At 58.4% G+C, this 22,961-nt stretch carries 18 protein-coding genes and 1 pseudogene; 12 read left to right on the plus strand and 7 right to left on the minus strand.

Translation table 11 applies throughout. The annotated features are described in order from the left end of the window. Positions 1 to 28 precede the first annotated feature (28 nt). The 3 genes from NVB75_RS13010 to secA all read right to left on the minus strand — a co-directional run bounded on the left by NVB75_RS13010 (position 29) and on the right by secA (position 5,200). On the minus strand, positions 29 to 973 hold the full coding sequence (locus NVB75_RS13010) for a Nudix family hydrolase (RefSeq protein WP_258347428.1): 945 nt from the start codon (positions 971 to 973) through the stop codon (positions 29 to 31). Between the two features lie 152 nt (positions 974 to 1,125). Continuing rightward, a complete protein-coding gene (argJ, locus tag NVB75_RS13015) occupies positions 1,126 to 2,343 on the minus strand; it encodes a bifunctional glutamate N-acetyltransferase/amino-acid acetyltransferase ArgJ (RefSeq protein ID WP_003209777.1) in 1,218 nt (405 codons plus the stop codon). A 121-nt stretch (positions 2,344 to 2,464) separates the two neighbouring features. Then, complete coding sequence (secA, locus tag NVB75_RS13020; RefSeq protein WP_258347431.1) at positions 2,465 to 5,200, minus strand: preprotein translocase subunit SecA; 2,736 nt, start codon at positions 5,198 to 5,200, stop codon at positions 2,465 to 2,467. A gap of 305 nt (positions 5,201 to 5,505) precedes the next feature. Here secA and NVB75_RS13025 point away from each other — a divergent pair, with 305 nt between their 5' ends. Continuing rightward, entirely contained in the window at positions 5,506 to 5,961 is a 456-nt protein-coding gene (locus tag NVB75_RS13025) for a DUF721 domain-containing protein (protein WP_026077754.1), read from the plus strand. Positions 5,962 to 6,083: 122 nt separating this feature from the next. Here NVB75_RS13025 and NVB75_RS13030 read toward each other — a convergent pair whose 3' ends face one another. Beyond that, positions 6,084 to 7,562, minus strand: a complete 1,479-nt coding sequence (locus NVB75_RS13030) for a DUF853 domain-containing protein (RefSeq protein WP_258347433.1) — start codon at positions 7,560 to 7,562, stop codon at positions 6,084 to 6,086. 197 nt (positions 7,563 to 7,759) lie between these two features. Between NVB75_RS13030 and NVB75_RS33380 the strand changes: the two are divergent. Then, positions 7,760 to 8,791: pseudogene (locus NVB75_RS33380) on the plus strand (cache domain-containing protein); the annotation flags it as partial. Between the two features lie 93 nt (positions 8,792 to 8,884). After that, a complete protein-coding gene (locus NVB75_RS33385) occupies positions 8,885 to 9,649 on the plus strand; it encodes a methyl-accepting chemotaxis protein (RefSeq protein ID WP_375378943.1) in 765 nt (254 codons plus the stop codon). A 10-nt stretch (positions 9,650 to 9,659) separates the two neighbouring features. Here NVB75_RS33385 and NVB75_RS13040 read toward each other — a convergent pair whose 3' ends face one another. Continuing rightward, on the minus strand, positions 9,660 to 9,860 hold the full coding sequence (locus NVB75_RS13040) for a hypothetical protein (protein WP_258347437.1): 201 nt from the start codon (positions 9,858 to 9,860) through the stop codon (positions 9,660 to 9,662). 84 nt (positions 9,861 to 9,944) lie between these two features. Continuing rightward, positions 9,945 to 10,793 (minus strand): formyltetrahydrofolate deformylase, encoded by an 849-nt coding sequence (purU, locus tag NVB75_RS13045; protein ID WP_003209762.1) that lies wholly within the window; start codon positions 10,791 to 10,793, stop codon positions 9,945 to 9,947. Positions 10,794 to 11,143: 350 nt separating this feature from the next. Between purU and mvaT the strand changes: the two genes are divergently transcribed. Next, positions 11,144 to 11,518 (plus strand): histone-like nucleoid-structuring protein MvaT, encoded by a 375-nt coding sequence (gene mvaT, locus NVB75_RS13050; protein WP_005790963.1) that lies wholly within the window; start codon positions 11,144 to 11,146, stop codon positions 11,516 to 11,518. Positions 11,519 to 11,609: 91 nt separating this feature from the next. Here mvaT and sbcB read toward each other — a convergent pair whose 3' ends face one another. Further along, entirely contained in the window at positions 11,610 to 13,037 is a 1,428-nt protein-coding gene (gene sbcB / locus NVB75_RS13055) for an exodeoxyribonuclease I (protein WP_258347440.1), read from the minus strand. A 189-nt stretch (positions 13,038 to 13,226) separates the two neighbouring features. Here sbcB and NVB75_RS13060 point away from each other — a divergent pair, with 189 nt between their 5' ends. From NVB75_RS13060 to NVB75_RS13095, 8 genes are all read left to right on the plus strand, one after another. After that, positions 13,227 to 13,919 (plus strand): RDD family protein, encoded by a 693-nt coding sequence (locus tag NVB75_RS13060; protein ID WP_258347442.1) that lies wholly within the window; start codon positions 13,227 to 13,229, stop codon positions 13,917 to 13,919. Then, positions 13,916 to 14,896, plus strand: coding sequence for a stage II sporulation protein M (locus tag NVB75_RS13065; RefSeq protein ID WP_258347444.1), 981 nt, complete (start codon positions 13,916 to 13,918; stop codon positions 14,894 to 14,896). Before NVB75_RS13060 ends, NVB75_RS13065 begins: the two co-directional genes overlap by 4 nt. After that, positions 14,883 to 16,412 (plus strand): DUF4129 domain-containing protein, encoded by a 1,530-nt coding sequence (locus NVB75_RS13070; protein ID WP_258347445.1) that lies wholly within the window; start codon positions 14,883 to 14,885, stop codon positions 16,410 to 16,412. The genes NVB75_RS13065 and NVB75_RS13070 overlap by 14 nt, the downstream gene beginning before the upstream one ends. After that, positions 16,409 to 17,566, plus strand: coding sequence for a DUF4350 domain-containing protein (locus NVB75_RS13075; RefSeq protein ID WP_258347447.1), 1,158 nt, complete (start codon positions 16,409 to 16,411; stop codon positions 17,564 to 17,566). The genes NVB75_RS13070 and NVB75_RS13075 overlap by 4 nt, the downstream gene beginning before the upstream one ends. Positions 17,567 to 17,699: 133 nt before the next feature. Next, a complete protein-coding gene (locus tag NVB75_RS13080; RefSeq protein ID WP_258347449.1) occupies positions 17,700 to 18,845 on the plus strand; it encodes a site-specific integrase in 1,146 nt (381 codons plus the stop codon). Further along, on the plus strand, positions 18,845 to 20,524 hold the full coding sequence (locus NVB75_RS13085) for a hypothetical protein (RefSeq protein WP_258347451.1): 1,680 nt from the start codon (positions 18,845 to 18,847) through the stop codon (positions 20,522 to 20,524). The genes NVB75_RS13080 and NVB75_RS13085 overlap by 1 nt, the downstream gene beginning before the upstream one ends. Then, the gene (locus NVB75_RS13090; protein ID WP_258347452.1) at positions 20,521 to 22,401 is read left to right on the plus strand and encodes an integrase; all 1,881 of its coding nucleotides are present in this window, start codon (positions 20,521 to 20,523) and stop codon (positions 22,399 to 22,401) included. The genes NVB75_RS13085 and NVB75_RS13090 overlap by 4 nt, the downstream gene beginning before the upstream one ends. Further along, positions 22,398 to 22,838, plus strand: coding sequence for a TetR family transcriptional regulator (locus tag NVB75_RS13095; RefSeq protein ID WP_258347454.1), 441 nt, complete (start codon positions 22,398 to 22,400; stop codon positions 22,836 to 22,838). Before NVB75_RS13090 ends, NVB75_RS13095 begins: the two co-directional genes overlap by 4 nt. The last annotated feature ends 123 nt before the right edge of the window (positions 22,839 to 22,961 follow it).

Raw genomic sequence — 22,961 nt, forward strand, 5'->3', positions numbered from 1 at the left:
CGCCACAACAAGCTCACCAGCCTGGTCCTTACACCTCAGGCCAGAACGCCCGAATCCCCGCCACACCTTGAGCCCCGGCTTCCCAGGCCTTTTCCCGCTCAGCAGGGCCAACCCCACCGAGCAAGAACACCGGTTTGCTGAAACCACTGATCAACTGCTGCGCCTGCTCCCAACCCAATGGCTGGGCATCCGGGTGAGTCTGGGTCGGCTGCACCGGTGACAAAGTGACGAAATCCACGTCCATCAACTCCGCCAAGGCTAATTCCTCAGCATTGTGGCAAGACGCCGCCAACCAGCGATCCTTCGGCAAAGGTCGCCCCTTGCTCGCGTATTTGCGCAGTTGCGCCGAGGTCATGTGCCAGCCGGCTGCGGGAAAATCCCCCAGCCATTCAAACGGCCCTTTCAGCATAAGCTGAGCCTTGCCCGCACACAGGCCCACGGCGTCCACCGCCAGGTCACGGTACTTGGGGTCGTAACCGTTGGGGGCACGCAACTGAACCAGCTTGATGCCGCCAGCGATGGCCTTTTGAATCCCGCGCAGCAGTGTCGGCGTTTCCAGCTCACCCGGAGTGATCAGGTATTCAGCCGGCAAACGCGCTGCCGCGACGATCGGCGCGTTGGCCGCCGGAAACTCATAGTTAGGCAGGTCCCGTTGGGCCACCCACTCAAGGGGTTGCCCTTCGGCACCGTGAGGTTCGCCGGTAAAGGCCGAGACTTCCCAGACATCCAGCAACACCTGCTTGTCCGGGTAATCATGCTGCACCTTGATCAACGGACGAGCTGCCGTAACCTCGATACCCAGCTCTTCCTGCAATTCACGGGACAGCGCGGTAGCAACCGACTCATCGGCCTCCACCTTGCCACCCGGAAACTCCCAGAGGCCGCCCTGATGCTGGGTATCGGCGCGGCGCGCCAGCAGAATCCTGCCGTCGACACCCCGGATGACCGCTGCTGCTACATGAACTCGTTTCACCGCATTGTTCCTCTAAACGTAAATCCACCTGTAGGAGCGAGCTGGCTCGCGAAGGTCGTTAACGATAACGCGGGCTTCCTGACTCAGCGGGGCGCCCTCTGGTTTTTCGCGAGCAAGCTCGCTCCTACAGTGATACCCGCAATACCTGCGTATCAGGTGCGGTATTCCGCGTTGATCTTCACGTACTCGTGGGACAGGTCGGTGGTCCAGATGGTTTCGCTGCACTCACCGCGGCCCAATTCGATACGGATGGTGATTTCTTCCTGCTGCATCACCGCAGAACCCTGGGCCTCGGTGTACGTTTCGGCACGGGCACCACGGCTGGCGATGCACACCTCGCCAAGGAATACGTCGATCTTGCTCACATCCAGGTTCGGCACACCGGCACGACCTACCGCAGCCAGGATACGGCCCCAGTTCGGGTCGGAGGCAAACAGCGCGGTCTTGATCAACGGCGAGTGGGCCACGGTGTAGCCCACATCCAGGCATTCCTGATGGTTGCCGCCACCGTTGACTTCAACCGTCACAAACTTGGTAGCGCCTTCGCCGTCACGCACGATGGCCTGGGCCACGTCCATGCACACTTCGAACACCGCCTGCTTCAAGGCTGCGAAATACGCGCCGTTGGACGAGGTAATTTCCGGCAGGTCGGCCTGGCCGGTGGCGATCAACATGCAGCAGTCGTTGGTCGAGGTATCGCCGTCGATGGTGATGCGGTTGAACGACTTGTTGGCACCATCGAGCATCAGGTTTTGCAGCACATCGCGGGAGACTTTGGCGTCGGTGGCAATGTAGCCAAGCATGGTCGCCATGTTCGGGCGAATCATGCCAGCGCCTTTGCTGATACCGGTAACAGTGACGGTGACGCCTTCGTGCACAAACTGGCGGCTCGCGCCTTTGGGCAGGGTATCGGTAGTCATGATGCCGGTAGCCGCAGCCGCCCAGTTATCCACCGACAAGTCATCCAGTGCGGCTTGCAACGCGCCTTCGATTTTCTCGACCGGCAACGGCTCACCGATCACGCCGGTGGAGTACGGCAGCACTTGGCTGGCATCTACGCCGGTCAGCTCCGCCAATTTGGCGCAAGTGCGGGCAGCGGCAGCCAGACCAGGCTCGCCAGTGCCGGCGTTGGCATTGCCGGTGTTGGTCAGCAGGTAGCGCACCGGGCCTTCAACCCGCTGCTTGGCCAGAATCACCGGAGCCGCGCAGAACGCGTTCAGGGTGAACACACCCGCGACGGTCGAGCCTTCGGCACAGCGCATCACCACCACATCCTTGCGCCCCGGGCGTTTGATGCCGGCCGAAGCGATACCAAGTTCAAAACCGGCAACCGGGTGCAACGTGGGCAAAGGACCAAGACCAACAGCCATGAATGCGCTCCTAACAATAGTGGATGTGTATTCCGTCGTTATCGACGGTGACAAAATGGCAAAACGCCGCGACGGCTGATGCCGGTCGCGGCGCGGGGTGTTGCAGCGTCAGGCGAAAATCTTAGTTGATTTCGCCGTGGCAGTGTTTGAACTTCTTGCCCGAACCGCACCAGCACAGCTCGTTGCGACCCAGCTTCTGCTCATTGCGCACTGGCGCCTGGGCCAAGGCCACATCGACCTCTTCACCCAAGACTTCCGGAGCTTCAAGACCCGGTGCTTCGTCGTGCTGGAACTGCATGCGCGCAGCCAGTGCCTCGGCTTCCTGACGCAGGCGGGCTTCTTCCTCGATCGGGTCTTCGCGACGCACCTGAACGTGGGACAGCACACGAATCGAATCGCGCTTGATCGAATCCAGCAGCTCGGAGAACAGCGTGAACGACTCGCGCTTGTACTCCTGCTTCGGGTTCTTCTGGGCGTAGCCGCGCAAGTGGATGCCGTGACGCAGGTGATCCATGGTCGACAGGTGGTCTTTCCACAGATCGTCCAGTACACGCAGTACGATTTGCTTCTCGAAGGTGCGCAGTGCTTCGGCACTCGCCTGCTCTTCTTTTTCGTTGTACGCGGCCAGCAGCTCGGTCATGAGCTTCTCGCGCAGGGTTTCTTCGTACAGGTGGTCGTCATCGTCGAGCCATTGCTGGACCGGCAAATCGACACCGAAGTCGCTCTTCAACGCGGCTTCCAGACCGGCAACATCCCACTGCTCAGGCAGGGACTGTGGCGGAATGTGTGCGCTGACGGTGGCGTTAAGCACATCCTGGCGGAAATCGGCAATGGTCTCGCCGATGTTGGTGGCAGCCAACAAACTGTTACGCATGTGATAAATCACTTTACGCTGTTCGTTGTTGACGTCATCGAACTCGAGCAGTTGCTTACGAATGTCGAAGTTGCGGCCTTCTACCTTGCGCTGTGCCTTCTCGATGGCATTGGTCACCATGCGGTGCTCAATCGCCTCACCGGACTGCATGCCCAGGGCTTTCATGAAGTTCTTCACCCGGTCCGATGCGAAGATACGCATCAGGCTGTCTTCCAGGGACAGGTAGAAACGGCTGGAACCGGCGTCACCCTGACGACCGGCACGACCACGCAACTGGTTGTCGATACGGCGCGATTCGTGACGCTCGGACGCGATCACCTGCAAGCCGCCGGACTCCAGCACTTGCTGGTGACGCTTCTGCCAGTCGGCCTTGATCTGCGCGATCTGCTCTGGGGTCGGGTTGTCCAGGGAGGCGACTTCCACTTCCCAGTTACCGCCCAACAGGATGTCGGTACCACGACCGGCCATGTTGGTGGCGATGGTCAGTGCGCCCGGGCGACCGGCCTGGGCAATGATCTCGGCTTCTTTTTCGTGGAACTTGGCGTTGAGGACCTTGTGCTCGATGCCTTCCTTGGCCAGCAAGCTGGACATGTGCTCGGAAGTTTCGATGGTGGCAGTACCCACCAGCACCGGACGCCCCTGGGCCATGCATTCCTTGATGTCGGCGACGATTGCAGCGTATTTCTCGTCGGCGGTCAGGAACACCAGGTCGTTGAAGTCTTTACGCGCCAGCGGTTTGTTCGGCGGGATAACCATCACCGACAGACCGTAGATCTGGTGGAATTCGAACGCTTCGGTATCGGCTGTACCGGTCATGCCGGACAGCTTGTTGTACAGACGGAAGTAGTTCTGGAAGGTGGTCGAGGCCAGGGTCTGGCTTTCAGCCTGGATGTTCAGGGCTTCCTTGGCTTCGATCGCCTGGTGCAGGCCTTCCGACAAACGGCGACCCGGCATGGTACGACCGGTGTGTTCGTCGACCAGTACGACCTGGCCGTCCTGCACGATGTATTCAACGTTGCGATGGAACAGCTTGTGAGCACGCAGGCCCGCATATACGTGGGTCAACAGGCCCAGATTGTGCGCCGAGTACAGGCTCTCGCCTTCAGCCAGCAGGCCGATCTGGGTCAGCATGTCTTCGACGAACTGGTGACCGGCTTCGTTGAGTTCGACCTGGCGGGTCTTCTCGTCGATGGTGAAGTGACCTTCTTTGGTCACCACGCCTTCCACTTCCTCGATGTGTTGCTCAAGGCGCGGGATCAGCTTGTTGATTTCGGTGTACAGGCGCGAGCTGTCCTCGGCCTGACCGGAAATGATCAGCGGGGTACGGGCTTCGTCGATCAGGATGGAGTCGACTTCGTCGATCACGGCAAAATTGAGTTCGCGCTGGAATTTTTCTTCCATGCTGAACGCCATGTTGTCGCGCAGGTAGTCGAAACCGAATTCGTTGTTGGTACCGTAGGTGATGTCGGCAGCGTAGGCGGCGCGCTTCTCTTCCGGCGGCTGGAACGGCGTGACAACGCCGACCGTCAGGCCGAGGAATTCATACAGCGGACGCATCCAGTTGGCATCCCGGCGGGCCAGGTAGTCGTTCACCGTAACAACGTGCACGCCCTTGCCGGACAATGCGTTGAGGTAAACGCCCAGGGTAGCTACCAGGGTCTTGCCTTCACCGGTACGCATTTCGGCAATCATGCCTTCATGCAAGGTCATGCCGCCGATCAACTGAACGTCGAAGTGGCGCATGCCCATGACACGCTTACCGGCTTCACGGGCGACCGCAAAGGCTTCGGGAAGCAGCTTGTCGAGGGTTTCACCTTTGGCTATGCGGGCCTTGAACTCTTCGGTCTTGGCGCGCAATTGCTCGTCCGAAAGGGCAACCATCTGCTCTTCGAAGGCATTGACCAGCTGCACCGTCTTGAGCATGCGTTTGACTTCGCGCTCATTCTTGCTTCCAAAAAGTTTCTTTAACAAAGGCGCAAACATATCGGCAGGTTCTTCCACACATAGGGATGGAGGGCGCCCCGTGAGTCGCCCGAGCAGCCCTCACGGCCGCATGCGAACGAGCATTCTACCCGGAAACGTGGGTGAGGAAAGTGGCGTTATTCCACGATGCAGGCACGGCGCTCTCAGAGGGCTTGTTTAAAATAAGGGCTTTTTGCTGAACTTCAACCCATTCGGGTAATAAGTTACTCGTTGATTTAATGGATAAACTGCCGGTAATGCAATGGCGGCGGTGTCGCAGACGCTTTCTGCTACCATGGCCTCTCTGTTACTTAAGGTGTCTAGTCATGGCATTTCGCCCTCTTACGGCCCGAGCTCCCGCCGTGTTGCTTCGCGAAGCCAAGCCTTTAAAAGCCATCTTCGGCCATGCGCAACGCCTTGGTCATCTGCAACGCCTGGTAGAAAGCCAACTGCAACCCGCCGCTCGCGAACACTGCCATGTGGCCTCGTGGCGCGAAGGCAATCTGCTGCTGATCGTCACCGACGGCCATTGGGCGACGCGCCTGCGCTATCAGCAAAAACGGCTGCAGCGCCAATTGATGGCCTTCGATGAGTTCACCAGCCTGACGCGCATCCAGTTCAAAGTACAACCGCCGACCGTGCCGCAAGGTGCGGTGGGGCATACGATGGACTTGTCGGAGATTGCAGCCGAAACCATTCAGGCAACAGCCGACGGGATTACCGACCCGAATTTACGCGCGGCACTGGAGCGGCTGGCCGCTCACGCCAAACCCAAAACCTGAGACCTGGCGCATAACCAAATGTGGGAGCGGGCTTGCTCGCGAAGGCGGCGTGTCAGTCACTGCATATATTGACTGATCCACCGCTTTCGCGAGCCAGCCCGTTCCCACATTTGATCGCATCGTTATTTACGTTTGCTGCCACCCAACAACGACCCCAATAACCCGCGCACCAACTGCCGGCCCATCTGATTGGCCGCCTGTTGCATCGCCGATTTCAGTGCCTTGCCTGCCGTAGTCCCCAGGAACGCGCCGGCCTTGTCGGTAAAGCTCGGCTCTTCATCTGCGGGCGTCGCCTCTTCTTGCGGCCCCAGGTCCTTGCGCGCCATCAAGACTTCGTACGCCGACTCCCGGTCAATCGGCTTGTCATACCGCCCCAGCAACGGCGAACCGGCAATCAACGCCGCCCGTTCGGCTTCGCTCAACGGCCCGATCCGTGATTGCGGCGGCGCCACCAGCACGCGTTGGACTACCTCAGGCGTGCCCTTTTCCTGCAAGGTTCCCACCAGCGCCTCACCCGTACCCAATTCGGTCAGCACCGCCAGCGCATCAAACGCCGGGTTGGGGCGGAAGCCATCGGCCACGGCCCGCAGGGATTTCTGTTCTTTGGTAGTGAACGCCCGCAGCCCGTGCTGGATGCGCAGGCCCAACTGAGCGAGCACGGTGTCTGGCAGATCCCCCGGAGACTGAGTGACGAAATACACCCCGACCCCTTTCGAGCGAATCAGCCGTACCACTTGTTCCAGGCGATCCTGCAGGGCCTTTGGCGTATCGGCGAACAACAGATGCGCCTCATCGAAAAACAGCGCGAGCAGCGGCTTGTCCGCATCACCGCGCTCCGGCAATTGCTCGAACAGTTCAGCCAGCAGCCAGAGCAGGAAGGTCGCGTACACCTTCGGTGCCTCATGCACCAGGCGGCTGGCGTCCAACAGGTGAATACGCCCGCGGCCGTCACTGGCCGGCTGCAGGATATCTTCCAGTTGCAACGCCGGCTCGCCGAACAACGCTTCGGCGCCCTGCTGCTCCAGCACCGCCAGGCGCCGCAACAGCGCCTGGCTGGAACCGGTGGTCATCAAGGCCGCGTCTTCCCCCAGCAATTCCGGGTGGTAGCGCAAATGATTGAGCAACGCCTTGAGGTCCTTCAGATCCAGCAGCAGCAGGCCTTCGCGGTCGGCCACCTTAAAAGCTGCATAAAGCGCTGATTGCTGGCTGTCGGTGAGTTCCAACAGGCTGCCGAGCAACAGCGGGCCCATTTCACTCATGGTGGTACGCAGCGGATGACCGGACTCGCCGTGGATATCCCACAACGTCACCGGATACGCCTTGGGCGTGTAATTAAGGAAAGGCATGCCGGCGATCCGCTCGGCGACCTTGCCTTGAGGGTTGGCCGCAGCGCCCAGGCCACACAGGTCGCCCTTGATGTCGGCGGCAAATACCGCGACGCCGGCATCGCTGAAGGCTTCCGCCAGACGCTGCAACGTGACGGTTTTGCCAGTACCGGTAGCACCCGCGATCAGGCCGTGGCGGTTGGCCAGGCGCATCGACTGGGCGATCGGCTGACCTTGAAGGTCTGCACCAATAATGAGTTGCGAGGAGTCAGGCATTTTGTCACCCATGGTTAATCTTTAGCACGGCGTGGTCGATACAGTTAAAGCGAGAGACCCAAGAAGTCTTAGAAAAAACGGGCCGGATAATTCCTGCAGGAGCAGATGGAAATATCACACTTTTTTTGACGCAGCCATTTTGCGCGCCCCAAAAGGACGTGCATCGGATATTAAGACCATAGCGGACCCCACAAGCCATGAATAAAAATCTGCGTTTCAGCCATAAAATCCTGCTTGCCGCCGCTCTTATCGTCATTGCCGCCTTTGCGTTGTTTACCCTCTACAACGACTACTTGCAGCGCAATGCGATTCGCGACGATCTGAACAACTACCTGCATGAAATGGGCGACGTCACCGCCAGCAACATTCAGACCTGGCTCACCGGGCGCATTGTGCTGATCGAAAGCGCCGCCCAGAACATCGCCATCAACCCGGATTCAACTAACGTCGCGAGCCTGCTGGAACAGAAAGCCCTGACGTCTTCGTTCATGGCCACGTACCTGGGCGACAGCAAAGGCGGTTTCGTGATCCGCCCCGACACCAAGATGCCCGACGGCTTCGACCCGCGTGTACGCCCCTGGTACAAGGGCGCACAGGGCAGCAACGGCTCAACCCTGACCGAACCCTACATTGATGCGGCCACCGGCCAGTTGATCATCTCCATTGCCACCCCCAGCAGCAAAGCCGGGCAGAGTGTTGGCGTGGTGGGCGGCGACCTGAGCCTGCAAACCCTGGTGGACAACATCGGTGCCCTGAACTTCGGCGGCATGGGTTATGCCTTCCTGGTCAGCGCCGACGGCAAAGTGCTGGTGCACCCGGACAAAAGCCTGGTGATGAAAACCCTGGCTGACGTCTATCCAAAAAACACCCCGAAGATCAGCAGCGATTTCAGTGAAATCGACGTCGACGGCAAAACCCGCATCGTCACCTTTACCCCGATCAAGGGCCTGCCCTCAGTGAACTGGTACCTCGGCCTGTCGGTGGATAAAGACAAATCCTTCGCCATGCTCAGCGAATTCCGCACCTCGGCGATCATTGCCACGATCATCGCCGTGGTCATAATCATCGCCCTGCTGGGCATGCTGATCCGCATCCTCCTGCAGCCACTGCACGTCATGACCCGCGCCATGGAAGACATCGCCGACGGCGAAGGCGACCTGACCCGCCGCCTGACCATCCAGAACCATGACGAATTCGGCGTGCTCGGTACCGCGTTCAATCGCTTCGTGGAGCGGATACATACCTCGATTCGCGAAGTGTCCTCGGCCACTGAGCACGTCAATGAAGTGGCCTTGCGGGTGGTCAGCGCCTCCAACTCCTCAATGGTCAATTCGGACGAGCAGGCCAACCGCACCAACAGCGTCGCCGCCGCCATCAACGAGCTGGGGGCAGCCGCTCAGGAAATCGCCCGCAACGCCGCACAGGCCTCTAATCAGGCCAGCGATGCGCGGCACTTGGCCGAAGACGGTCAACAAGTTGTCGAGCGCAATATCAAGGCGATGACCCAGTTGTCGCAAATGATCAGCGCGTCCAGCACCAATATCGAAGCGCTTAACAGCAAGACGGTGAACATCGGGCAGATTCTGGAAGTGATCACCAGCATTTCCCAGCAAACCAACTTGCTGGCCCTCAACGCGGCGATTGAAGCCGCACGGGCCGGGGAAGCCGGGCGCGGGTTCGCGGTGGTGGCCGATGAAGTGCGCAACCTGGCACACCGCACCCAGGAATCGGCGCAGCAGGTGCAGAAGATGATCGAGGAGCTGCAAGTGGGCGCGCGGGATTCAGTCAGCACCATGAGTGAAAGCCAGCGTCACAGTCAGGACAGCGTGGAAATCGCCAACCTGGCGGGCGAGCGCCTGAACAGCGTGACCCAGCGCATCGGTGAGATTGACGGGATGAACCAGTCGGTGGCCACCGCTACCGAGGAACAGACTTCGGTGGTGGAGTCGATCAACATGGACATCACCGAGATCAACACCCTCAATCAGGAAGGTGTGGAAAACCTGCAATCGACGTTGCGTGCCTGTTCCGACCTGGAACAGCAGGCAGCGCGCTTGAAACAACTGGTGGGCAGTTTCCGGATCTGATTCAACGGCGTCAGTGGCGGCCTTGCGCAGCGGCTGACGCCTGTTCTTCCGGCGAATCGGATGGGTCCTGCAGTTGCTCCCACAACTCAGCGGCGCCTGGAAACTCGGTGCCGTCTTCACTGCTCAAGTCATCCGGGTCATATCGACTCAAACAACCCTCTCCCAACGTCGCAGGTGCTTTGGACGTGGCTTTATCAAGTGGATCGCTCATTCTCCAATCCTTTCCCGTGGCAAAAAAAAGGGCCTGTAGCGATTTAACGCCCAGGCCCTTGATTCTTCAATCAGAACACTTCAATCAGAACACGACGGTCTTGTTGCCGTGCACCAGCACCCGATCTTCCAGGTGATAGCGCAGGCCGCGAGCCAGCACCATCTTCTCGACGTCACGGCCAAAACGGACCATGTCTTCGATGCTGTCGCTATGGCTGACGCGCACCACGTCCTGCTCGATGATCGGACCTGCGTCCAGCTCTTCGGTGACGTAGTGGCAGGTAGCGCCGATCAGCTTTACACCGCGCAGGGATGCCTGGTGATAAGGCTTGGCGCCCACAAACGACGGCAGGAAACTGTGGTGAATGTTGATCACCTTGCCAGCGTATTCACTGCACAGTTCCGGCGGCAGGATTTGCATGTAGCGCGCCAGCACCACGACGTCTGCGTCGTGCTGTTTGACCAGGCGCGAGACTTCGGCAAATGCCGGCTCCTTGTCCTGCGGGTTGACCGGGACGTGGTAGTACGGGATGCCATGCCACTCGACCATGCTGCGCAGGTCGTCGTGGTTGGAAATCACGCAGGAAATCTCGCAGTCCAGCTCGTCGCTGTGCCAACGGTGCAGCAAGTCTGCCAGGCAGTGAGACTCACGACTGGCCATCAGGACCACGCGCTTTTTCTGTTCCGTGTCGGTAATGCGCCAGGTCATCGAGAACTCTTCGGCGATCGGCGCAAATGCCTCGCGAAATGCCTCAAGACCAAAGGGCAGCGTATCGGCACGAATTTCGTGACGCATGAAGAACCAACCGCTGAGATTGTCCGAGTGATGGCTCGCTTCGGTGATCCAGCCGTTATGGGAAGCCAGAAAGTTACTGACCTTGGCAACGATGCCAACCCGGTCCGGGCAAGCAATCACCAGCCGAAAAGTGCGCATTAGGGGGAAACTCCAGAACTTCACAAAGGCCGCCATTCTAGCGATTGCGCAGAAAAACTGCAGTATTCCTTAACCGTTATTCTGATCGCGAGCGTCAGCCCTGCCCCTTAATAGCGTAAGGTTTTACCCATTGTATGTGTGCAAACCCGTGGACTCAGGCAGTAAGCCAAGACTTAGCGAGAGTATCTTTAGCCTGTCGCGGTTACTAATTAACTAAATTCCACGCTTTTGTCACAAACAACCAAAGTAAATTACATAAATGCAGTCTTAAATGTTTACTTGAGCAAACTGTCTGACTATTATTGGGCCACTATCCCCTTTCACCCAGCGCCCTACATAAGGTAGTCCTCATGTCCCTGATCAACGAATACCGTGCCACCGAAGAAGCTATCAAAGAGCTGCAAGCCCGTTTGAAGAACCTGTCCCAAGACGACAAACTGCAAACCGAGCTGGAATTCGAAGGCAAATTGCGCACCCTGATGGGCGAGTACTCCAAATCCCTGCGTGACATCATCGCGCTGCTGGATCCAGAGTCGAAAGTTAAGGCTCCACGTGGCGCCGTAAAAACTACCGGCACCAAGCGTGCACGCAAGGTTAAACAATACAAAAACCCGCATAACGGCGAAGTGATTGAAACCAAAGGTGGCAACCACAAGACGCTGAAAGAGTGGAAAGCCAAGTGGGGCGGCGACGTGGTTGAAGGCTGGGCTACCCTGCTGGGCTAAGCCTCGCCAGGACGCCGCGTGATACGCAACGCAATAAAAAACGCCAGCTAGCTGGCGTTTTTTTATTGTCCGTATTTTACCTGTGCGCCGATTACAGGCTCATGCGTGCGGCTAAAGAGTCAACATACTCCTGCCATTCATCAAGCACCCGCTGCTGAAACGGTGTAGCACTAACAGCCAACTCAAGACGCGCCTGCTTAAAAGCCTCAAGGGTGTTTGGCGCGCCCCATTGCGGGTCTGACAAACGTTGCTGACAGAAAACTCTCCAGCGTTGTTGCTCCTCGTTATTCAAGGTGCCAGGGAAGTTACGCGCACGATAGCGAAATAATAATTCAGGCAAACGTTCATCATCGAAAGGCCATTGCTGACGCGCTAGTTGCGCAGGCTCGGCGACTCTCACTTGTTCACATAAACGTCGATCACGGTCACCGATAAAACCATCGTATAGCTGCTGCTCAGGATCAGCGGTTGGCGCAAAATCTTCCTCGGCGTAAATCAGCGCTAATTTATCGCGCCATAGTTCCTGTGCGTCGGTTAGCCGCAGGGCCCGCGCCTCACACTCATCCATATCCAGTTGCAGACGCTCGCGGTCTTGGGCCCGAAGCACGCTCAACGGTGCGACCACCGGGCAGCGATTGATGTGCAGCAATTTGAGCGGTACCGGCAACTCACCTTCGGCAAGGTCGTCCCGACGGGTATATAAGCGCCGGCGCAACGTATCGGCGTCCTCGTCCAACAGCCCTTGGGGATCGAGCCCCAGGTCGCAGACGATCAACGCATTGCGATTGCGCGGGTGCCAGGCCAGAGGCAGCACCACCCCCAGGTAATGACGCTCGGCAGAAAAGCGACCGGAAATGTGCACCATCGGCTGCAACAAACGAATCTGGTCCATAACCCGTTGCTTACTGCGCAGTTGAAACAGCCAGTCATAGAGCTTGGGTTGTTTCTCGCGGAGCAATCGTGCCAGGGCGATGGTGGCGCGCACGTCGGACAAGGCATCGTGGGCCTGGCCGTGGTCGATGCCGTTGGCAGCCGTCAATCGTTCAAGCTTGAGGGTGACGCGCCCGTCCTGTTCCGGCCAGACGATCCCGTCCGGGCGCAGGGCGTAAGCGGTGCGTACCACGTCGATCAGGTCCCAACGGCTGTTGCCGCCCTGCCACTCCCGGGCATAGGGATCAAAAAAGTTGCGGTACAGACTGTAGCGCGTCATCTCGTCGTCAAAACGCAAGGTGTTGTAGCCGGCTCCGCAGGTGCCCGGGGCGGCCAGTTCGGCATGTACCCGGGTCATGAAGTCGGCTTCGGCCAGGCCTTTTTCCGCCAATACTCCGGGTGTGATGCCGGTGATCGCGCAAGCGGCCGGATGCGGCAGGATATCCTCGCTGGGCTGGCAGTAGAGATTGACCGGCGGCCCGACCTCGTTGAGTTCAAGGTCGGTGCGAATGCCGGCTACCTGCAGCGGGCGGTCGCTACGCGGGTTGATGCCGGTGGTTTCATAGTCGTACCAGAAAATGGTGGTCACGGGCTATTCCTGTGCTGAAGACCGGCAAAGTCTAGGCGCTTGACGGCACCGGGGGCCAGCGCTGTGTTCACTGTACAAACATTCAGTAAATCGTTGAGTGGTTGCTTCCACCGTCGACACTGCTAGCATCCGTCTTTCCAACCCCGCCGCTGCCGCCCAGGCGCCAGCGCCGCACTGCCAAGGACCGCGATGCCATCTGCGCCACTGGACACCCGCTACCAGATCGAGACCCCGGAGGGCATCGACTTGCCTCTGCGCCCGGCCGGCCTGCTGGTGCGCTCACTGGCCTTTGCCTTCGACCTGGGGTTGCGCGGCCTGATTCTCGGCATCCTGTTCATCGCCCTCGCGTTTCTTGGCAATCTGGGCATTGGCCTGGGCTCGCTGCTGCTGTTTCTCGTCAGTTGGTGGTACATGGTGCTGTTCGAAGTGCTCAACCAGGGCTGTTCGCCCGGCAAGCAGATCATGGGTCTGCGGGTGGTACAGGACGACGGCACGCCCATCGGCTGGTCGGCCTCGCTGATCCGCAACCTGCTGCGCTTTGTCGACATGTTGCCGTTCGGCTACTTCCTCGGCGCCATCAGTTGCCTGCAACACCCCAACTTCAAACGCCTGGGTGACCTGGCGGCCGGGACGCTGGTGATCTATCGCGAACAACCACTTTCCCGTCCGCAACTGCCGCAAGCCCCGGCGCTGCGCCTGCCGTTCGCCCTGGAGCTGAACGAACAACGGGCGATTCTCAGCTTCGCCGAACGCCAGGGCGAACTCTCCGCCGAGCGAATCAACGAACTGGCTGCGATCCTGGCCACGCCCCTGCAGGTCTCTCCTGCCCGCGCCGTGGCGGAACTGAACGGCGTGGCTCGCGGATTGTTGGGGCCAGCATGAAGCAGAGTCTTTTCGAAAGCCGCCACCAGGCACAATGGCAAGCCTTTGCCACGCAACTGACACTGCTTGAAAAAGGCAACGCCAAGCGCGCTGACTTCACCGACTTCCCGCATCAGTACCGGCAGTTGTGCCAGCATCTGGCCCTGGCCCAGGAGCGCGGCTACAGCAGTTATCTGGTTGATCCATTGCAGCAGCTCGCCTTGCGCGGCCATCAACAGCTGTACCGGCATCGCAGCCAGTTGAGTGCAAACGTGCTGAGCTTCCTGCTGGCCGACTTCCCCAGGCTGGTTCGCGCGCAATGGCCATTCGTGTTGGCCGCCAGCCTGCTGTTCTTTGGCAGCCTGATCGGCATCGCGCTGCTGGTGTACCTTTTTCCAGACCTGATCTACAGCATCGTCAGCCCCCAACAAGTGGCTGAGATGCAAAGCATGTACGACCCGGATGCCAGCCGCCTGGGCCGGGCAGCCGAACGTGCCTCCAGCGAAGACTGGATGATGTTTGGCTACTACGTGATGCACAACATCGGCATCGCGTTCCAGACCTTTGCCGCCGGGCTGTTGTTCGGCCTGGGCAGCGTGTTTTTCCTGTTCTTCAACGGCCTGATCATTGGTGCCGTTGCCGGGCACCTGACACAAATCGGCTACGGCCAGACCTTCTGGTCTTTCGTGATTGGCCATGGCGCCTTCGAACTCAGCGCCATTGCCCTGGCTGGCGCGGCCGGCCTGCAACTGGGCTGGGCCTTGATTGCGCCGGGGCAACTGACGAGAGGTGAATCCCTGCGACTGGCCGCGCGTAAAAGCGTACAAATGATTTGCGGTGTGATGGTGTTCCTGCTGATCGCCGCGTTTATCGAGGCGTACTGGTCTTCCACCACTGCGGTAGCGCCGTGGATCAAGTACCTGGTAGGCGCCGCTCTCTGGTTGCTGATGGCCGCCTACCTGCTGTTTGCCGGACGGAACCGCCATGCGCCTGAGTGATGCCAGCGTCGTGATCCGCCCGCGTACCTCCTGGGAAGCCATGGACCTCGGCATCCTGCTGGCCCGCGAGCATCGTCTGCTGCTGATGAGCAGTTGGGCCATCGTGACCTTGCCGATCTTCGCCCTGTTCAGCGTGCTGCTGTGGAATCACCCCTCTACCGCACTGTTGCTGTTCTGGTGGTTGAAACCGGCATTCGACCGCCTGCCGCTGTATATCCTGTCCAAGGCCCTGTTCGGCGAAACACCCAGCCTGAAACAAGTTCTGCGTCACTCGCCGAGCCTGCTCAAGGGCCAACTGCTGGCCAGCCTGACGTGGCGACGCTTCAGCCTGAGCCGAAGCTTCGTGATGCCGGTGGTCCAGCTCGAAGGCCTGCAAGGCCAGGCGCGCCAACAACGTCTTGGTGTGCTGCAACAACGCAATGCCGGCGCCGCGCGCTGGCTGACCCTGATCGGGGTGCACCTGGAAATCGCCCTGTGGTTCGGGTTGATGGCCGTGTTCTATTTTTTCCTGCCGCAAGAGGTCGAACGGGACTGGGACTGGCAACAGTTGGTGCTAACAGCGGGGCACGACTGGCTGTGGCTGGAGCACCTGACCAACGCCTTCTATGCGCTGATCCTGGTGTTCTGGGAGCCTATCTATGTCGCCTGCGGTTTCAGCCTGTACCTGAACCGCCGCACCGTACTGGAAGCCTGGGACCTGGAACTGGTGTTCCGCCGACTGCGCCAGCGCCTGAGCAGTGTGGCCCCGGTCCTGCTGCTGGTCATCGGGCTGATGCTGGTTCCGGCGCTCCCATCGGCATGGGCCGATGAACCGGCGCCCCAAAAGCCCCTGAGTACACAATCGGCCAGTCAGTCGATCAAGGCGCTGTTGGAGCAGCCACCGTTCAAAAACGCCGAGACCGTCACCCGCTACCGTTTCGGCGAAGAAAACACTGCGGACAAAAACAAACCGAAAGGTGAAGGCAAGTTGCCGGCCTGGCTGGAAGCATTGCTGAAAAACCTCAACAGCGATTCGTTCAAGCACATCGCGAAGGGCCTTGAAGTGCTGCTTTGGGGATTGCTGGTGGGTGGCCTGGCACTGGTGATCTGGCGCTATCGCGACTGGCTGCATGCCTTTGTCAGCCGCCGCAGCCCCCGCAAGCCCAAGGCTGCCAAGCCCGCTCCCTCGCAGTTGTTCGGCCTCGAGCTGGGGGCAGAGACCCTGCCCGAAGACATCGCCGGCACTGCCGAACAGCTCTGGGCGACGCAGCCCCGGGAAGCCCTCGGCTTACTTTACCGTGGGTTACTCAGCCGCCTGCTGCACGACTTCAACCTGCCGCTGAAAAGCGCCGACACGGAAGGCCAGGTCCTTGAGCGTATCCGCCAACTGCAGCAACCGCAGTTGCTGGCATTCAGCGATGAGCTGACCCGCTACTGGCAAAACCTTGCCTACGGCCATCGCCTGCCGCCTGCCTTGGTGCAACAACAGCTATGCAGCCGTTGGCGAGCCCTGTTCGGGCCGGGAGCTGCACAATGAACCGGCCATTGCTGTGGGTCGGACTGCTTTTGGCGTGCCTGCTCGCAGCAGGCGGTTTTTATGCCTGGCACAAGGCGATCCCCTATCAGGAGGTGGTCGACCGCGGCCCTTCGCCCGAAGCCCTCGCCAACCCTTACCTGGCGGCGGAACACTTTCTGCGCCAGCAAGGCCTGGTGGTGGAACACGCCAACAGTCTGGAACGGCTGGCCAGTCTTTCGCCCAAAGGTAACAGCCTGCTATTGCTGGGCGAGCGCAGCAGCATGAGCCCGCCGCAGGTCGAGCAATTGCTGCAATGGACCCGGGCTGGCGGCCACCTGCTGCTGGTCGCCGAGGCACTGTGGGATGAGGACACCGGTAAAAGTGGTGACCTGCTGCTGGACCGCGTGCAGATACACCAATCCTTCAGCGAAGCGTTCGACGCTCCAGCACCCGCGCGTAAAAAGAAAACGCCGGACCTGACCAAACTCTATGTGGACAACGAAACGGCCCCGGCCTATTTCAGCTTCGACACCGACTTCAATCTCTCCGACCCCAGGCACCTGGCGCAATTCTCGGCCAACAGTGCCAAGTCGACGCACCTGATGCAGATTAACCTCGGGCAAGGCCGTGTGACCGTGGTCACCGACAGCGACCTGTGGAAAAGCCCGGCCATTGGCCAATACGATAACGCCTGGCTGCTCTGGTACCTGAGCCAGGGGACACAGGTCACGCTGCTGTTCAACTCCGATGTCGAAGATCTGTTCAGCCTGTTGCTGCGCTATTTCCCCCAGGCTTTGGTGGCACTCGCCGCATTGATCGCCCTGGGGTTATGGCACGCCAGCCTGCGCCAGGGCCCGATCCGGCAACCCGCCCCCAAGGCACGTCGGCAATTGCAGGAACACTTGAAAGCCAGTGCCGACTTCCTGCTGCGCCGCAGCGGCCAAAACAGCTTGTTGCAAGCCTTGCAGCGCGACATCCAACGCACTGCAAGGCGTCGTCATCCCGGGTTCGAACACCTCGACACCGCCGAACAATCACGGGTGCTTGAACGCCTGACCCGCCAACCCTCCCTCGTCATCAGCCAGGCCCTCGGCCCACTCCCGGCAAAACGGCTCTCCAGTGCCGATTTCAGCCGCCAGGTGGCTAGCCTGCAAACCCTCAGGAATGCCCTATGATCTGGAGCGTTGCGGTCGTTAGATCCATGTGATATTAGAATCTTAGTTCTGTCCATGGGGAGTGAAGCGTCGCAGCAGTAGCCATCACACAGCCCAAGCAGACAGAGTGACATAGCCGACGACGGGATGAACGATGGAGCTTGTATGGGGCAGCAAGGATTTCGTGATCGCAGGGCAACCTTATCAAGGGTTTCCGATTCTGCTGTGGGACTCGATGGAGAGCTGCACTCAAGCCAATCTATTCTTCCGTCGTTACCTCCTTCGTGGGGAGATCGGCTCGAAGGAATCCTGGCCGAATACCGGACGAGCGCTGTACGATTTCTTCAGCTTCCTCCAAGCCCATGACCTTGACTGGCGGGACGTAGATCGTGGTGAGGCCAAGAGTCTTGTTGCTGCCTATCGGGACTACTGTCTGGTGACGTGCGGACTGGCACGCAACACTATTCGCCAGCGACTGACGTACATCTGCAAGTTCTACGAGTTCGCCTTGGAGAAAGGTTGGGTAAGGCGCCTGCCTTTCGGTCATGAAGAACGAATTGTGCCACGCGAAACAAGCTTCCTTGAACATGTCGACGCTAGCGGTGGCAAGGCGCTGGTGAACGATGTGATGCCGCGTAGTCACAAGCCCCTGCCTAAATACCTGAGCATGTCCCAGGCGAAGTCTCTTCTGTCCATGGCGGGCAATCCACATCACCGAATCATGATTCAGTTGGCCCTTCGCACAGGCCTACGTCGTAACGAACTGGCTACCTTCCCGGTGACATATGTTTTCGACCCGGACAAGGCTGGGCGAACTGAGCGCAATTTGAGCATTCGACTTGATCCTTTCGACGGCACTGGCATGGAAACCAAGGGCAGCAAGAAGCGAGATATCTGGATCAGTCGCAAGTTCATGGCCGAACTCTATCGCTACGTGACGAAGCTACGCGGTGAGCGGGCGTCTCTGGGTAAGGATCAGAAGGCCCTCCTTCTCAACCACCTCGGGGAGTCTTACGGCAGCGACGGCAAAAGCCTGAATCGGATCATCGTCGAGACAGGGAGGCGAGCAGGCATTGAAGTGCACACCCACATGCTGCGACACACTTATGCGACCTACACGCTGGTTAACCTTCAGCGCAACCCACAGCAAGGCCTTGACCCCTTGGTGTTCCTTCAGCGGCAGCTTGGCCACAGCTCGATCCAAACCACCATGATCTACCTACACCTGATTAACGAGATGGCCGACGAGGCCGTGCTGGCGTATGACGACGAACTGAACGAAATGGCGGGAGCGGTCTGATGGGGAAGCGGAAAGTTTTTACCAAGACTGACATCAGCGTCCCGCAAGTCGAGCACGACATCGATACCGAAGGCAATGTGGTTATCTGGCCCGAGGCTATCCCTCCAGCACACACAGTGGTCTCATTCGAGCGCAGCCCAACTAGCCAACGAAAATTCGATTTTGCCCGATGGTACGGCTCAGGTGTCGACCCTATCACCTACGCCTGTCAGCGACAAATTGAGCGTTTTCTAGCAGGACAAGAGGGCACTCTGTCGGTCGCTACTGTAGTGAGTTATTGCAACTGTGGGTTAGTGAGTTTCCTTGATTTTTGCGTGCTCCAATCGATGGCCTCTGAGCGTGAGTTGACGCTGAATGATGTCAATCGAAGTCTTATCGACGGCTACCTTCGTCACATATCTGGACTGGTTGTAGCAACCACCAGCCAGAAAAACTACTACTCTAAAACCAAGCCGGTGCTTGTTGCTCTCGGGAGGCGTGGCATTTTTCCATTAGTCACGTCTGGCGATGATGCCACCTTTCCGCGCAACCCATTTCCGAACTCCAATCGCAAGTCCAAGGGCGAGACACCCCTATCCAAGCGTGAGCGACAAGAGTTCGCAACGGCATTGCGGCAAGCCATAAAACCCATTTTTATCAATGACACACCGCCAACCAGTGACCTATTGGCCTATAGCTTGCTGGTCGTGGCTCTACATACCGGACGTAATGCCACTCCATTGCTAGAGATGGGCCGCAATTGCTTACGTCCACATCCCAAAGACGACACCGTCTTCCTGGTGCTATGGAAGCGCCGTGGCTACAACACCAGCAAAGTAGCTGTTCGAGCTGAGTCGAAGACCGAGCGCGTGCTGGAAGCAATGCCCAGCGTCAGGGTCAACGTGGAACGCCTGATCCGTCGCGTGATGGCGGTGACTGAACCCCTAGATTCAGAAGCTCCGGACGACCTCAAGGGCCGCGTGTGGCTTTATCGCAGCCGCTCTAAAAACTCAACGAGTCTGGTCACGTCACTGACTCAAAGGATGTTGGAAGCAGGCACGGCCCGTCTTGTAGCTGAGTATGGATTGAAGGACAGCGACGGAAACCCGCTGCGTATCAACATCGCTCGCCTGCGTAAGACTTTTGCAAACCGCATCTTTGAGCTAACTGATGGAGACCTCGCAATCACCGCCGCTGCTCTAGGCAACACGCCACGAGTAGCCGACCAGAATTATCTAGCCCCAAGCGAAAATGACCGTCGAAACTGGCGGTTCATGGGAGAATTGTTGGTGGAGGAGCTTCTAACTGCGACCATTGGCGCAACCTACAAAGAAAACCCCTTGGGTCGCTGTGCAGATCCTGTAAACGGCCAGTTCGCCCCGAAACGCGAAGGCGCAACCTGCATGAACTTCATGAACTGCGTGCGCTGTAAGCACTATGCAGTGACCGCCGAAGACCTCTACAAGTTGTTCAGCTTCTACTTCCGAATGCTGAGTGAGCGCTCCCGCATGGATAAACGTCGGTGGGCACGTGAGTTCGCCCACATCCCTCGCCTCATTGACGACTACATCATCGCTGAGGGACTTCGCCGTGGCAGCTTCAAGTTTGCAGCCGTGGAGGCCGCGAAGAAGCACGCTCGCACCCAACCACACCCGTTCTGGTCTACTGATCTCATTGCTAGCCTGGAAGTCTTCTCATGATTGACGACATCTCAGAAGAACTACCTTTCGCGGCCATCACCGCTCAACCTGGGGATGTGCGCGGTCTGTCCGATTCAGAGCGCGACAGGCTGATCATCAGTGCAAATCAAGTTGATGGGCATTGGGTGATTATCAGCAGATATGGTGATGACGTCTGGTATCTCACCGGTTTCCCTAAGAACGTTGCTTTAAGCGATAGACGGATCGCTTTCGATACAGTGCCACCGGTATTTCGTCAGGTGGTGAAGGCAGTTTTTTATCGTTATCTGAGACGAGGTCGGGACGGAACTGATCGGCCTAGGGGTGCGACAATTACCGGTCTCTTCACTGGTTTGTCACCCTTCCTACGGCACTTGGACTCGCTGAAACTCAACCAGCTCGGTAGTGTGACACCTATAATCGCGGCCACGTATGTCACGGCCTGTAAAGCTCATTTACAACCTGGCAACGGTGAGCCGTTATCAGCAAGCGGCTTGCTCGCTCGATACAAGGCTGTAGAGGCGCTGTATGGGTTGAGCCAATACACCGAGGACAAGATTCCACAGCATCCTTGGCCTGATACTTCTGCAAAAGCAATGGCGGGAACTCTCGGCATGCTCAACGTTGGGAAGACACCACTGATTCCCGACAATGTGTTCTGCGCCTTATTCGAAGAGGCTCATCAGCAGGTGGAGGGAGGTAAGCTACTGCTAGATCTGCGCGATGACTTGGATAATATCGCCTCGAAAGCCGGAGTTCAGAAAAAATTCGACGTAATACGATCTAAAAACCAGCGCTTGCGTGAGATGGGCTGGGAGGGTGGTCTTAGGAAGTTCAATAGGTCGCTGTTAGGTCTACGCACAGCCTGCTACATCGTTCTGGCAAGCACCTCAGGCTGTCGTAATCACGAACTGGCTAATCTGCAATCGGGGGCGCATCGGCGCACCGAGGATGATGACGGGACGATTTACCACTGGATGCGATCTGAGTCAGAGAAGACTGATGAAGGAATCCATAACTGGATGATCCCAGAGGCAGGAGTTCGGGCCCTCCGCGCCATGGAGCGCTGGGCTACGCCGTACCAAGCGATGATTTCCGACGAAATCATCAAGCGACGTCTAATCAACCCGCAAGATCCACAGATCACTGAAGCCCATGCGCATCGTAACTCTCTGTTTCTGGGAATTAACTCCAGTGAAGGTATTCAGGCTCGTATACTGTCTAACGCATCTTGGGACGGCGCTTTAAAAGCATTCGCCAAGGAATGCGGGTTGAAATGGAAACCAACCAGCCACCAATTCAGACGCAAATTCGCTAACTACGCGGCACACAGCCGTTTTGGCGACCTGCGCTACCTCAAGGAGCATTATGCTCACTGGTCGATGGATATGACCTTGGGATACGCCATGGACGAAAGCTGGGGACAGCATCTGGATCTTGAACTGTACTCGGAAATCCAAGATGAGCTGGAGGACATCAAACTCGGCGTCGTCGACAACTGGATGGGCGATGAATCGTTGGCAGGAGGCTATGGACGCTCCATCAAGGGGTGGAAGCGGGAGCCGGAGAACCTGCTGATCTTCAAAGATCGCGCCTCTATGCTGAAATCCATTTCCGAGAGCACAGCCATCCGCAGCAATGGCCACGCCTGGTGTACAGCGGACAATGACGGCTGCGTTGGCAATACCCTTGAACGCACCCGGTGCACTGGCTGCGACCACTCGGTGATCGGGAGTATCCACGCTCCCATCTACCAGCGACTCTACGATGATCTGAAAGAGCTGCTGCTCTGCAAGGACATTGGCGAAGGAGGTCGCCTACGCGTGGAGCGCGACCTGAACCGCTGCCGGGAGGTGTTAGTGCAAATGGATATGCCTCCTGAGGATCTGAGTGCATGAAGAGCAAGGACAAATCATCCAACTACAAGCCTGCTGTGGATCGAGCGAAGGATCTGAGGCTAGCCATCTATGCGATCCAAAAAGGTCGGGCTCGTACTGGTGAAACTAAGGTGACCATCGCCGCTGTGGCCCGTGAGGCCGGAGTATCGACGGCGCTCATCCATAATCATTACCCAGCAATCGCTGAGGAGATACGACAGATCCAGGGGCGATCTAGTCGTGCCATGCGAGATGTAAAACATCAGGATCTGATTGCCGAGCGTCAGAAGTCTAAGGGCTACCGTCATGAGATTGAGGAGCTTCAGGCCAAGCTCGCCAGACTCGCATCCATCAATGAGGTACTGCTGTACGAGAACGAGACCCTAAAGGCTAAGGTGAAAGAGCGAAACGTGGTTGAACTGGTTTCGTCCACCCGCATGGATAAATCTCGCATCTGACGAAGTCCTCCGTTCATTGACATCAAACGAATCCGAATAGTCATCGAAGCTACTGTTGCCGTGGCATACCCCTGAGCGGACGGCTGTCGTTAACCAACGCTGTCTACGACGAGTCTTAGCCCT

The organism is Pseudomonas sp. CBS, assembly GCF_024734645.1.
In the GTDB taxonomy this organism is placed as follows: domain Bacteria; phylum Pseudomonadota; class Gammaproteobacteria; order Pseudomonadales; family Pseudomonadaceae; genus Aquipseudomonas.

Coding starts and splice junctions, on each gene's coding strand:
- argJ (WP_003209777.1), bottom strand. CDS start 2,343: ATGGCTGTTGGTCTTGGTCCTTTGCCCACGTTGCACCCGGTTGCCGGT.
- NVB75_RS13070 (WP_258347445.1), top strand. CDS start 14,883: ATGCGCCTGAGTGATGCCAGCGTCGTGATCCGCCCGCGTACCTCCTGG.
- NVB75_RS13080 (WP_258347449.1), top strand. CDS start 17,700: ATGGAGCTTGTATGGGGCAGCAAGGATTTCGTGATCGCAGGGCAACCT.
- NVB75_RS13090 (WP_258347452.1), top strand. CDS start 20,521: ATGATTGACGACATCTCAGAAGAACTACCTTTCGCGGCCATCACCGCT.
- NVB75_RS13040 (WP_258347437.1), bottom strand. CDS start 9,860: ATGAGCGATCCACTTGATAAAGCCACGTCCAAAGCACCTGCGACGTTG.
- NVB75_RS13095 (WP_258347454.1), top strand. CDS start 22,398: ATGAAGAGCAAGGACAAATCATCCAACTACAAGCCTGCTGTGGATCGA.
- NVB75_RS13065 (WP_258347444.1), top strand. CDS start 13,916: ATGAAGCAGAGTCTTTTCGAAAGCCGCCACCAGGCACAATGGCAAGCC.
- NVB75_RS13075 (WP_258347447.1), top strand. CDS start 16,409: ATGAACCGGCCATTGCTGTGGGTCGGACTGCTTTTGGCGTGCCTGCTC.
- NVB75_RS13085 (WP_258347451.1), top strand. CDS start 18,845: ATGGGGAAGCGGAAAGTTTTTACCAAGACTGACATCAGCGTCCCGCAA.
- NVB75_RS33385 (WP_375378943.1), top strand. CDS start 8,885: ATGGTCAATTCGGACGAGCAGGCCAACCGCACCAACAGCGTCGCCGCC.
- NVB75_RS13025 (WP_026077754.1), top strand. CDS start 5,506: ATGGCATTTCGCCCTCTTACGGCCCGAGCTCCCGCCGTGTTGCTTCGC.
- purU (WP_003209762.1), bottom strand. CDS start 10,793: ATGCGCACTTTTCGGCTGGTGATTGCTTGCCCGGACCGGGTTGGCATC.
- mvaT (WP_005790963.1), top strand. CDS start 11,144: ATGTCCCTGATCAACGAATACCGTGCCACCGAAGAAGCTATCAAAGAG.
- NVB75_RS13030 (WP_258347433.1), bottom strand. CDS start 7,562: ATGCCTGACTCCTCGCAACTCATTATTGGTGCAGACCTTCAAGGTCAG.
- secA (WP_258347431.1), bottom strand. CDS start 5,200: ATGTTTGCGCCTTTGTTAAAGAAACTTTTTGGAAGCAAGAATGAGCGC.
- NVB75_RS13060 (WP_258347442.1), top strand. CDS start 13,227: ATGCCATCTGCGCCACTGGACACCCGCTACCAGATCGAGACCCCGGAG.